Consider the following 12,048-nt stretch of genomic DNA (forward strand, 5'->3'; position numbering starts at 1 on the left):
AGATTGACTTATCACTGAAATATCGGTGTTAATGCTAAGGTCAGAAATTAAAAAAATCTACTTGCCCATTCAACAAATAGGCAAGTAGATTTTTTTGTGGAAAGTTACTCTAAAGAGACACTATTAATATCCTGGATTCTGATCTTCGGAACTCAAACCTTCATTGATATCAATAGCCGACTGGGGAATCGGTCTGTAAAGTTTCTCACCGATAGGATCTGATCCCAGGTTGCCGGAAAGATAGTCATAGTTGTAGGTATAGAACATATCTTTCAGCATGCCTGTACGTCGCAGTTCGGGCCAACGTCCGGAATACTGGCCGGCCAGTTCTTTTCCGGACTCTTTCAGGTACGCTTCCAACGCACCTTTCTGCGAAGTAGGCAACTGAACGGTTAAAGGAGTACCATCTTTGGAATTACCCGGACGGGCAAGCACGCTGTTGATATATGTTTGTGCTTCCGAATAATTTTCTTCGCCGATGCACGCTTCAGCATATAATAACATTGTTTCGGAGAGGGAAGCAAGTACAATATCCCTGTAGCTCTGAGTCTGACTAAAGACCACTAACCGGTCCATATCGAACTTCTTAATCCCCGGCTGACTAAAGTCATTATTGAATCCTGAACGCCAGTAGGTCTCATTCTCTTTTTGGGTTGGAAAATGTTCGAAAAAGGGATATATCCTCAAATAATTACCCCCGTTCGGGTTCAATGCATTCACAGGAGGCACGTTCGCATACTCGGGGCACCATTTCTGTAAGAATTCCTTCGCACCGGGGATCAGATTATTGTTGTTATCTGTCATGGTCACATCGTTAAACTGGCCATTCGATACGCCATTGGTCAGCTGGATATAATCTTCGAACATCTCTGCCGATCTGTCCCAGGCACGCGGGTAAATAGCGGTAATAGCATTTACCCCGGGAATATTTTTACCCTGATAGTAGTCATAGTAATATTCCCAGATTGATAACATGAAAGTGGCTTCATAACGTGCATCATTCTTGCCAAACCATGAATTTAAGGCCCAACTGGGATATAGGCTGCCAGCCATGTATTTGTGACCTCTTTCGTTACCCCCCAGATAAGGACCAAATACGGACTCCTGGTTGTTACCGTTAGTGGTACTTGTTATGGATTCAGCATCGTATTGTATGGAAAAGATAAATTCTTCGTTATTCTCATTCGAAGGGCTCCACAGTTCTTCCATGCTGTATTTCAATCCTCCTCTGCTCGAGATCACACTTGATGCATATTCTTTTGCTTTCGTAAAGTCACTCTGGTTCTTTAAATCCCATCCACGGGTCAGATAAACTTTTGCCAGATAATGATTGACAGCATCTTTGCATATCTGTCCGTCTGTTTTCGTTTGAGGCAGAGGACCGGCCAGGGAACTTTCCAGCTTACCAATCACATAATCGTAGGAAGCCTCTAAAGACATTCTCGGCATATCCATCCGGGGGGATTGTGTATATTCATCATTGACCACGATACCTCCAAACTGTTCAATTAATAGAAAATGCAGAAATCCCTTAAGGAAATCATATTCTGCCTGATACAGATTTTTATCGGCTTCGCTGATATCGGCTATAGAGAGATAATGTTCGGCAGTATTTACCTGTTGCAAAACATTATAACAATTCGAATAGAAACTGCTTACATCGCCATTGGTATCATATAAACGCACATAGTCATAAATTCCGTTCTCCGTCATACCTCTCGGCATTTGGTAAAGGTCGGTACCGGCCAATAAAACCAACGGTGCTTCCCTGTAAATATTTCTCAGGCTGCTGTACACATTCACTCTCAGCGTTTGGTATCCCTCTGCCGTTGAGTATAAATCAGTATTTGAAATACCCGCTTTATTATCTTCATCAAGGAATCCGCTACAGCTATAGAATGAGATTACTAAGATAATTGAATAAATTATTGGTTTCATTTTGATTAGAATTTTAAATTAATACCTACTTGATATGTGATAGTGGAAGGCCCGTTCCCGTTTTGGAGAGAGGTCGTTGCATATTCCGGATCCCAACCTATATAATCGGTAAAAGTAAAAGGATTCAACACGTTCACATAAACACGGGCATATGAAATACCGGATCTGTGAAGCAGACTTGCGGGGAGTGAGTAACCCAGCGTAATATTTCTTACTTTCACGAATGAAGCATCCTGGTATCTTCCGTTGCCACCATAAAAATTACCTGTAAACCCGTTTATGGGGTATTTGGCATTCGGCGTTTCAGTGGAAGTTCCCCATGGCGCCCATGCCTGGCCGTTCTCATCGATGGTGAATGGCATACTCCAATCGAAACGGGGTACATCGCCCGGAATATAATAATCCATATTCACTTTGGGGCGTCCCCGTTGATTATTACCTGCAGGACTGAACTCAGCCAGAAAATTATCGTCAAGAAAGACTCCCTGTCGGGTATATATATTAAATCCGAAATCGAAGTTCTTGTAAGTCAGGCTTGAGTTGATACTACCGGTCCATTTCGGATCAACCTGTCCCAGAATAATCCTGTCTTCGGTTGTCATTTTACCATCGCCATTGGTATCTATCGCCCTGGCATAACCGGGTTGGAGAGCTCCCATATCGGTACGCTGCTGTGCGCTCATCGCACTCCATTCAGCATGACTGTATACACCATCTACCAAATAATCGTATATCACATTGATCGGTTTACCAATAAATCGGGCTTCATTGACCACATCTTCCTTTCTACCGTATAAGCTCCGGATAGCATTTTTATTCATTGCAAAAACAAGTGTGGTTCTCCAGTCCCAATCTTTTGTCTTTACGTTGAGGGTATTCAAGGTAACTTCAAAACCTCTGTTATTTACAGAACCTATGTTATCCACCATGCTCGATACTCCTGACTCAATCGTGAGCGTTCTGTTCATTAGTAATCCGTCTGACAGTTTATCATACAAGTCGATAGTCCCGTTAACCCTGCTATTAAAAAAAGCAAAGTCGATCCCAAAGTTAAGTTCTCTGGTCTTTTCCCAGGTCAGGTTTGTATTCACCGGCGCTCCGGTACCAAAACCGGAAACAATATTCCCGTTGAAATCATAATAAACAGTATTGCCTGTATTAGGAGCTGCCTGCGTACCATACGCCGAAACCCCGTTATTATTCCCTGAAAATCCATAACTCAAACGCAGTTTCAGGTTGTCTAACCAGCTTTGCTGTTGCAGGAACGACTCCTCAGAAATCCTCCAGGCCGCAGCCACCGACGGGAATGCCGCCCACTTGTTCGCCAGCTTTGAACTTCCATCATAGCGAACTGTACCTGTCAACATGTATTTACCTGCAAAATCATAATTTGCCCTGGCGGCATACGACAGCAAAGAGGTTTGTGAGTAGGAACTGTTACTGTTTCCATACTGCACCGTACCGTTAAAGATATTATACCATTCCGAGTTGTAGGGGAAATCTTCGGCATACACGTTGAGCCTCTCATACTGAGTTTTATACATAGAACTGATCAGTGTAAGATTCAAATTATGCAAGCCGGCAAAACTCTTTTGATAATTCACCACATTGTCCCATGTCCAGTCAAAATATTCCCTGTTGTCATTGGCAGCCTGGTTTCTTGTACGATTAGCATTGGCTTCCCTGTAGTAACCAATCCGGGTGCGGTTGAAACGGGGTGAAAGAGTGGTTCTGAACGAGAGGTCCTTTATTGGCCTGAACTCCAGAAATGTACTTGCCAGCACATCAAAACGACGGGTCTCATTAGAACCTGACTCAATCTCGATGAGCGGGTTGGCCGATGAGGTAAAATTACCGTCTCCCTGTATCTCTGCTGCAATTCCCGGTTGTTCGATCAATTTCCCTTCATCATCATAGGCTTTCAACACATTGGGCAAGCGTAACAAATCCCTGTAACCATACTGGGAACCGGTATTCACTATTTGATGTGAAAGGATGAAATTGGCACCGGCAGAAAATTTATCATTTATCTCATGGTTTATAGATCCGTTAAGGGAGTACTTATCCATCTGTTCCAGGAGGAAGTTTCCGACTTCATTTTGAAATCCCATACCTATATTATAGGTGATATTTCCTCCCATTCCCATTATATTTAAATAATGGTTCTGCTGCGATCCGCTCTTGGTCCCTAAAGAAAGCCAATCGGTATAATCTTCATTATAAAGGGCTGTGTTGACTATCTTGGAGTTCTGTGTAACAGCATTTCTATCTGAGGCGGTAAGAATATATTTATTATTGGTGCCGTCCCATGTATAATACCTTGAAGTACGAAAATCTATCCATTCCCTTCCATCCATAAAGTCGGGAATCCTGGCAATATTCCTTACTCCATAATATCCGTCGTAGGAAACGGTAGTTCTGGTAACCTGCGCAGCACTGCCTTTTGTCTGGACAATGACCACACCGTTGGAGCCACGCGAACCATAAATCGCTGTAGATGAAGCATCTTTAAGCACATCGATCTTTTCTATATCCGAGGGATTAAGAAAGTCGATATCTCCCACTATAACCCCGTCGACGACATACAACGGGTTGCCTCCCTGTAATGAGTTTTGTCCACGAATCTGAATGTTGAACGAAGCTCCCGGTCTGGTAGAATTGGTAATAATATCCACACCGGCTGAAGCTCCTTGTAAAGCGCCCATTACAGAACTTGTTCCTATCGAAGTAATCCTGTCAGAGGAAACAGAACTGATGGAACCCGTCAGGTCACTCTTTTTCATTGTACCATACCCTACAACCACCACTTCTTCGAGGCTGGCAACATCTTCTTCCATTGTAATATTCACAACACTACCGGTAACAGGTACTTCAATATCCTTCATACCGATGTAAGATACCTGCAGTACATCGGCCGGGCCCGGCACGGAGAGTGTGTAATTTCCGTTGATATCAGTAGCTGAACCGATACCGGTACCCTTTACCATCACATTGGCACCAATAATAGGTTCGCCCTGTGTATCTCTCACTACACCACTGATTGTTCTATCCTGAGCAAAAACACTCAGGGAACAAAAAAACAGCAGTAGCAATCCGACTGAAAATCTCAGCCTCATCTTAAATTCATTTTTCTTGTTCATGTTTATTCACGTTTAGTAAATCAATTTATCAATAGTATTAACTCTCTAACAATAATTCATCTTATCAACAATATCGTTTTGTACGATTTTCAATCTCGCCGGATCATCACTTGGAAGAGCGTAAACTTTTACCCGACCCTACTATTCTGTTAATCTAACTCTCCGCATCAGATTAAGAGATATTACATTTCATAAATATCATATTTACTTTTTTAACTTATGGCAAATTAAATAATAAACCACAAGACAGAGGGCGACAGATTGTTTTTTAAAGGGTGGTATTTTGATTTATCAGGTATTCAGATCGTATCACAGCGTAACATCTGTCTTAAAGATAGCAATAGGGGTTCACGATACTATCAATACAACGTACCAACGAAACTTCTTTCACTGCCTGTTTATTTTTAATTCCTTCGAGATACACATGGTACATACAATCCTGCTCTTCAAACAGTCTTTTGATGGTCTCTCCCTCAGGAATAGGCTGCACCACAGCAATGCCATGATTCATAATCCCCTCATCATTGGCCTTGTTGATCATCCAGTCCACAAAGGCCCTCAAGAAGTTTCCTTCACCAAATTGAAGGATTCTTACCGGTATACGGGTTTCTGCACAGTTGTTTTGTTGAGTTCTTTCATTTGATTGTTTTAAATATATTATATTGAATAATTATCTTACGTGAATTACGTTTCGAAAAAACATTATAAAAGCCCGATAATCAGTATTATTTAACACTTCATATCAATAACCCAACAATCTATAAATAAATATAAGCTTGTTTATGCCGGCAAAGCTACAGATTTTTTATTAATCTGTAATCGATAAAACAATCTGTCCACCCTATAAAACCAATTTATACCATCATTCATTTATAAATAAATAGTAATATTGCAAACTGTAGATCTAAACTGTCGATTCACTAAATCGAAAAACAAGGACGAATTAATTTAATCGATTAAAAATAAAAATAAGTATGAAGAAAACGTCAGTACTGCTTTTAATGCTTATTCCCATTTTCATGATAAATTGTAACGGCGGGAAAGAAACACCGGCCGATCCCTACTATGTGAGAATGGCCGACTCGGAAATGCAAAGGAATCCGGAAAGCTGGATGATTGACTTTGTGAAAACCATCAAATGGAACTATACACACGGCCTGGAATTACAGTCTATCCTCCAGGTATGGGAAAAGACCAGCGACGAAAAATATTTTAACTATGTCGAAAATTATGCAGACACCATGGTCAATGAAGACGGTACCATCAAGACATATAACCTGGAGCGATACAATATCGATCACATCAACCCCGGGAAAATATTATTCCCTGTGTATAAAAGAACAGGAAATGCCAAGTATCTGAAAGCGTTGCAATTGCTCAGAAGCCAGATGGAAACACATCCGCGCATTTCCAACGGAGGTTATTGGCATAAACAGATTTACCCACACCAGGTATGGCTGGACGGATTGTATATGGCATGTCCCTTTCTTGCCGAATACGGACAAACATTTAACGAACCAGCCCTATTTGATGAGGTAGCACTGCAGCTAACCACTGCCTGGGAAGACCTGATCGACGAAGAGACCGGACTGTTGTACCACGGATGGGATGAAAGCCGTGAACAGCGTTGGGCCGATCCCGTAACGGGAAAATCGCCTAACTTCTGGTCGAGGAGTATCGGGTGGTACATGATGGCGTTGGTAGATGTACTTGATTTTATGCCGGAAAATCATCCGAAAAGAAATGATATTATTGATAAACTGAACAAACTATCTTCTACGATTGATCAATATCGCGATCCCGAAACCGGTATGTGGTATCAGGTAACAAACCTGCCCGACAGAGAAGGGAACTATCCGGAGTCTTCCGGTTCCATCATGTTTATCTATACATGGGTGAAAGGGGCTCAAAAAGGTCATTTGCCGAAGGAATTTGCCGAAAAAGGTGCAACCGCTTACAACCAGTTCCTGAAACAATTTATCCGTGAGAACAGCAATGGCACCATTTCCGTCACCAGCGTATGCTCTGTGGCCGGATTAGGCGGAGAGAAGGTGTACCGCGACGGCAGTTTCGAATACTATATTTCAGAGCCGGTAAGAGATGACGATCCCAAAGCAGTAGGCCCGTTTATCATGACAAGCATACTGCTGGACAGGTAAAAAATTCAACGATGAACTTACAATCATCCACAATCACACTAGTGCTGATGCTTCTGCTTATTTCAGCCGGAGTATCAGCACAGGTTCCTGCCTTCCCCGGTGCAGAAGGTGCCGGTAAATACACTATCGGCGGCAGAGGAGGCAAGGTATTGTACGTCACCTCCCTGGAAGATTCTAACGAGCCTGGCACATTACGGTGGGCTGTTGCACAGAAAGGTACACGGACTATTCTTTTTCAAGTATCCGGGCAGATTCGCCTGAAAAGCCCCCTGAGAATCAATAACGGCTATCTCACCATTGCCGGCCAGTCTGCTCCCGGCGACGGTATCTGTATCAGCGACTATGAAACAATCGTCAGCGCTGATAATGTGATCATCCGTTTTCTCCGCTTCCGCCTCGGTGATGAAACGAAACGGGCTGTGGATGCCCTTTCGGGATACAGAAACGAGAATATCATCATAGACCACTGCAGCATGAGCTGGGCTATCGACGAGTTATCCTCTTTCTACGATAATAAAAACTTCACTATGCAGTGGTGTTTCATCACCGAAAGCCTGAAAAACTCTGTACATGGAAAAGGCAAACATGGCTACGGAGGTATTTGGGGAGGTCACAACGCTTCTTTTCACCACAATCTCTTTGCACACAACGATAGCCGGAATCCGCGTTTCTGCGGCAGCCGTTATTCCAACCAATCTGATCAGGAAAGGGTGGATTTCAGGAATAATGTGATCTACAACTGGGGTTCGAACAATATTTACGCGGCCGAAGGGGGCAGTTATAATGTTATCAATAACTATTATAAATATGGGCCTGCTTCCAATAACCGTTCCAAAAAACGCCTTATAAATCCGGATGCGGACAATGGTGAAAACAAACAACCGGCCGGCACCTATGGTCGTTTTTTTCTCACAGGCAACTATCTGGACGGGAGCCCGGAAATAACTGCAGACAACAGCATGGGAATTGAAATGGGTAGTACATTCACAAAGTTTGCCCCGGATGTCACGTTGAAAGATATTATAGCCAGGGAAGAATTTTCATTCTTACCGGTCACTACGGACAAGGCGGAAGAAGCCTATGAAAAAGTGCTGGAATATGGAGGATGTGCTCTGGTAAGGGATGTGCATGATCTACGGTATGTGGATAACGTAAAAAACCGCTCCTACTCATTCGAAGGGTCGGCAGGAAGCACCCACGGGCTGATCGACAGCCATACCGATGTGGGTGGATGGCCTGAATATAAGACTTACAACAGCTATACCGATTCTGACAATGACGGTATTCCTGACGGATGGCTCGAGAAAAATTATCCCGGAAAAAAGTCCAATGAACTACACAGTAGTGGATATACCTATCTCGAGATATATCTCAACAGCCTGGTCAACCATCTGATGGGTGGAAATTCAAAGGTATTCCCTTTTTGTACGCGGAGTGAAAATGAGAAAGCGGAGGTAGAATTCAAGGAGGATAGAACCGGTGAAAAAATAGATGTTTTCATCAATAATCTCTTTTTCACCTCATTTATTTATCCAGAGACACTTAAGAAACCGTGTCTTTATCCCATTCTCACACCGTCAGGAAAATTTATTACAAGAGGGTATCCCCTGGATCCGAGACCTTATGAGAGGGTTGACCACCCCCATCATGTGGGATTATGGTTTAACTTCGGCAATGTGAACGGACTCGACTTTTGGAATAATTCATCTGCCATTGCACCGGAAAGAAAAAAAGAATATGGCTCCATCAGGCTCGACTCCATCATAGAATTAAATTCCCAAAAGGGTAAACTGACAACCCTCTCGTCATGGGTCGACTACCAGGAAGAAAAGCTGCTCTCAGAGAAGACAACCTATATCTTCAGCGGAGTTGGCAACGAGTACCGGTTTATCGAAAGAACATCGCAGTTGACGGCCGAGCAGGAAGTTACATTCAGGAGCAATAAGGAGGGATTTTTCGGCTTACGGGTAGACAGGGCGTTTGAGACTCCTGAGGATAAGCCGGTAAAAAGATTGGATGTGTCAACGAAACTGGCTGAAGAACCGTTTATATATAATGAGGGTGTCAATGGTGTGTACCGGAACCGTGAGGGATTAACCGGCGAAGCCGAAGTATGGGGTAAAAGAACACCCTGGGTTGCATTGCGTGCCCAAAAAGAGGGAGAGATCATTACCCTCGTTATTTTAGATCACGAGCAAAACCCCAATTATCCGGGATGGCCACATGCACGCGGGTACGGATTATTTTCGATGAACAACCTGGGCGGTGACGGAATGGACAAGAGTGCCGATCCAATCGAAATCCGATTAGAATCGGGAGAGTCTATCTCTTTCAGACACAAACTGGTGATAGGTGGCGATTTGAGCGACGAGGAAATCAATAATCTAATGTATCGTTTCAACAAACAATAAATTATTCACCCTTTAAATTGTAATAAAATGAATAACAAAGAGCATTCAATGTCGAGAAGAAAATTTCTGGCAGTTTCCGGAGCTATCGCCGGAACAACTATCATGGATCCCAAATCGAACATTTTTGCAGCAAATGTGACCAACATGCAACAGAGTGGAAAGTCGAAGGTCGCACTCGTCGGACTCGGCAGCAGGGGTACAGGTATGTGGGGAAGTAGTGTCATCAGGAATTATTCAGATTATGTGGAATTTGTAGGGCTATGCGACCATAACCCGGGAAGGCTGGAAACGGGAAAACGGCTGGTTGGAGCGGATTGCCCCGGTTTTACTGATTTTGAACTGATGATGCGTGAAACCAAACCCGACGTACTTATCGTAACTACCGACGATAATACACACGACTATTTTATCGAGAAGGGGATGGAAATGGGGGCAAACATCATCTGCGAAAAGCCGATGGCCATCGACGAAAAAAAAATTCAGAAGATCATCGACGCAGAAAAGAGGACAGGCAAAGAGTGCAGGGTCACCTTCAACTACCGCTACTCACCCCATCGCGCAAAAATGTGGGAAGTCCTCCGTTCGGGTGAGATCGGAGAACTCACATCGGTTGATTTCCATTGGTACCTCGACACCTCCCACGGCGCCGATTACTTCAGAAGATGGCACCGGCTGGTGGAAAAAGGGGGTTCACTGTGGGTTCATAAGGCCAGCCACCATTTCGACCTGCTCAACTGGTGGATTGAAAGTGATCCCGAAAGCGTATATGCGCTGGGCGATTTAGAATTCTATGGAAAAAACGGACCATACAGGGCGGAGAACTGCAGGAAATGCTCCCACACCAAAGAATGTAACTTCTTTTTCGATATAACCCAACACAAGAGAATGATGGAACTCTATGTCGAGAATGAAAAGTACGACGGTTACCACCGCGACGGATGCGTCTTTAGAAACGATGTCAATATCTTCGATAAGATGGCGGCCACCATCAAATACAAAAACGGTGTACAGGTATCTTACTCACTGACCACCTATTCTCCTTACGAAGGATACAGAATTGCCTTTAATGGAACCAAAGGAAGAATGGATGCATGGATACAGGAGTCAAACCCCACGACGGATGGAAATTACGATGAGATCGTTGTCTACAAGAATTTCCAAAGAAGGGAGTATATCCACATACCGCAGGGAGTAGGACATGGGGGTGGTGACAAACTGCTACAGGATCAGATATTCATCCCCGGAACGTCCGATCCGCTAAAACAGGCTGCAGGAGTGAGAGACGGAGCACTGGCCTGCCTGGTGGGAATCGCTGCCAGAAAAAGTATCGCCTCGAAAGAGCCGGTGATGATCAAAGATCTTACATCCATCCAGCCCATGGAGAAAAAGGCATAGAAGTGTATTTTCAGAAAACTGATATTTTATTTTATTCATCAAAGTGATGATTTTTTTGATATAATTAGAATAAATAGTAACTTTGTGCGTGTACACGGGCTCTATTGTAGAGGGTGTTCTCCATCGCAAACAACAGATTATCAAAAAACAAACATATATGAAGACAAATTATCAATTACGTTATGCAGCACATCCCGAAGATGCAAAATCTTATGACACGCAGCGTTTGCGAAGAGATTTTCTCATAGAAAAAATATTTGCTCCGGATGAAGTGAATATGGTTTATTCGATGTACGACCGTATGATTGTAGGGGGAGCGATGCCGGTAAACGAACCGTTACACCTGGAAGCGATAGACCCGCTGAAGCAACCTATTTTTTTATGCCGCAGGGAACTGGGTATCTTTAATGTAGGTGGCAAGGGAAGAGTAAAGGTAGGAGAAACTGTTTTCGATCTCGATTATAAGGAGGCGCTCTATCTGGGTTCCGGTGAACGTGAGGTTTATTTTGAGAGCGACGACGCAGCCAAACCGGCAAAATTCTATTTCAATTCGGCTACGGCCCACCGTAACTACCCCGACAAGAAAGTAACCAAAGCCGATGCGGTAGTCGCTGAAATGGGTGCGTTGGAAACCTCCAACCGAAGGAATATCAATAAGATGATCGTGAACCAGGTACTACCTACCTGCCAGTTGCAGATGGGGATGACAGAACTGGATCCCGGAAGCGTATGGAATACCATGCCGGCACATATCCACTCCCGCCGGATGGAGGCCTACTTCTATTTTGAAGTGCCCGAAGACCAGGCGGTATGCCATTTTATGGGTGAACCCGACGAGACACGTCATATCTGGATGCATAATGACCAGGCGGTACTCTCTCCCGAATGGTCGATCCACTCCGGTGCAGCCACCAGCAACTATACTTTCATCTGGGGTATGGCGGGCGAGAATCTCGACTATGGCGATCAGGATTTTTCAAAAATAACAGATCTACGATAAAAATA

Annotated in this window: 7 protein-coding genes; 4 read left to right on the top strand and 3 right to left on the bottom strand. The window is 43.7% G+C overall.

Going from position 1 to position 12,048, the window contains the following annotated elements:
- Window positions 1–123 precede the first annotated feature (123 nt).
- The 3 genes from PSM36_RS16820 to PSM36_RS16830 form a co-directional block, all read right to left on the bottom strand.
- Window positions 124–1,938: a RagB/SusD family nutrient uptake outer membrane protein gene (locus PSM36_RS16820; RefSeq protein WP_076931886.1), complete on the bottom strand. Its 1,815-nt coding sequence runs from the start codon at window positions 1,936–1,938 to the stop codon at window positions 124–126.
- Window positions 1,939–1,943: 5 nt separating this feature from the next.
- Complete coding sequence (locus tag PSM36_RS16825; protein WP_083711110.1) at window positions 1,944–5,078, bottom strand: SusC/RagA family TonB-linked outer membrane protein; 3,135 nt, start codon at window positions 5,076–5,078, stop codon at window positions 1,944–1,946.
- Between the two features lie 328 nt (window positions 5,079–5,406).
- Entirely contained in the window at window positions 5,407–5,640 is a 234-nt protein-coding gene (locus tag PSM36_RS16830) for a hypothetical protein (RefSeq protein ID WP_076931887.1), read from the bottom strand.
- Window positions 5,641–6,052: 412 nt separating this feature from the next.
- Here PSM36_RS16830 and PSM36_RS16835 point away from each other — a divergent pair, with 412 nt between their 5' ends.
- The 4 genes from PSM36_RS16835 (at window position 6,053) to kduI (ending at window position 12,043) form a co-directional block, all read left to right on the top strand.
- The gene (locus PSM36_RS16835) at window positions 6,053–7,237 is read left to right on the top strand and encodes a glycoside hydrolase family 88/105 protein (RefSeq protein ID WP_076931888.1); all 1,185 of its coding nucleotides are present in this window, start codon (window positions 6,053–6,055) and stop codon (window positions 7,235–7,237) included.
- Between the two features lie 11 nt (window positions 7,238–7,248).
- Window positions 7,249–9,648: a DUF6807 family protein gene (locus PSM36_RS17610; protein ID WP_161947589.1), complete on the top strand. Its 2,400-nt coding sequence runs from the start codon at window positions 7,249–7,251 to the stop codon at window positions 9,646–9,648.
- 27 nt (window positions 9,649–9,675) lie between these two features.
- On the top strand, window positions 9,676–11,043 hold the full coding sequence (locus PSM36_RS16850; RefSeq protein WP_076931889.1) for a Gfo/Idh/MocA family oxidoreductase: 1,368 nt from the start codon (window positions 9,676–9,678) through the stop codon (window positions 11,041–11,043).
- 157 nt (window positions 11,044–11,200) lie between these two features.
- Complete coding sequence (gene kduI, locus PSM36_RS16855; protein WP_076931890.1) at window positions 11,201–12,043, top strand: 5-dehydro-4-deoxy-D-glucuronate isomerase; 843 nt, start codon at window positions 11,201–11,203, stop codon at window positions 12,041–12,043.
- Window positions 12,044–12,048: the final 5 nt, after the last annotated feature.

The organism is Proteiniphilum saccharofermentans (genome assembly GCF_900095135.1).
GTDB lineage: Bacteria > Bacteroidota > Bacteroidia > Bacteroidales > Dysgonomonadaceae > Proteiniphilum > Proteiniphilum saccharofermentans.

Coding starts and splice junctions, on each gene's coding strand:
- PSM36_RS16820 (WP_076931886.1), bottom strand. CDS start 1,938: ATGAAACCAATAATTTATTCAATTATCTTAGTAATCTCATTCTATAGC.
- PSM36_RS16825 (WP_083711110.1), bottom strand. CDS start 5,078: ATGAACAAGAAAAATGAATTTAAGATGAGGCTGAGATTTTCAGTCGGA.
- PSM36_RS16835 (WP_076931888.1), top strand. CDS start 6,053: ATGAAGAAAACGTCAGTACTGCTTTTAATGCTTATTCCCATTTTCATG.
- PSM36_RS17610 (WP_161947589.1), top strand. CDS start 7,249: ATGAACTTACAATCATCCACAATCACACTAGTGCTGATGCTTCTGCTT.
- PSM36_RS16850 (WP_076931889.1), top strand. CDS start 9,676: ATGAATAACAAAGAGCATTCAATGTCGAGAAGAAAATTTCTGGCAGTT.
- kduI (WP_076931890.1), top strand. CDS start 11,201: ATGAAGACAAATTATCAATTACGTTATGCAGCACATCCCGAAGATGCA.